Origin of the sequence: Paraburkholderia sp. SIMBA_054 (assembly GCF_046534875.1) — a bacterium.
Taxonomy (GTDB): domain Bacteria; phylum Pseudomonadota; class Gammaproteobacteria; order Burkholderiales; family Burkholderiaceae; genus Paraburkholderia; species Paraburkholderia hospita.
In genome coordinates, this window is sequence record NZ_JAWRXV010000870.1 from 1 (window position 1) to 268 (window position 268).

A 268-nucleotide genomic window follows, 5' to 3' on the forward strand; every position below is an offset into this window, starting at 1 on the left:
GGCCAGCATGAAGACCGCGTCCGAACCCGAAAGCTGGCTCGTAATGTCGAGCAGGTATTTCGAGTTGAACCCGATATCGAGCGGATCGGCGTCATAGTCCGCCGCAAGCTCGTCAGTTGCGCTGCCGGAATCGGGATTGTTGACAGTGAGCGTCAGCTGGCCATCGGCGATCGAAAGCTTGACCGCGCGGCCACGTTCGCTCGAAATGGTCGAAACGCGATCCACGGAGGCCGCAAACTCCTGGCGTCCGATGGTGAGCTTCTTGTCG

The 268-nt window shown here is 60.1% G+C and carries 1 pseudogene; it reads right to left on the minus strand.

The window, feature by feature from the left end:
- Nucleotides 1-252: pseudogene (locus tag SB822_RS57610) on the minus strand (DNA polymerase III subunit beta); the annotation flags it as partial.
- Nucleotides 253-268: the final 16 nt, after the last annotated feature.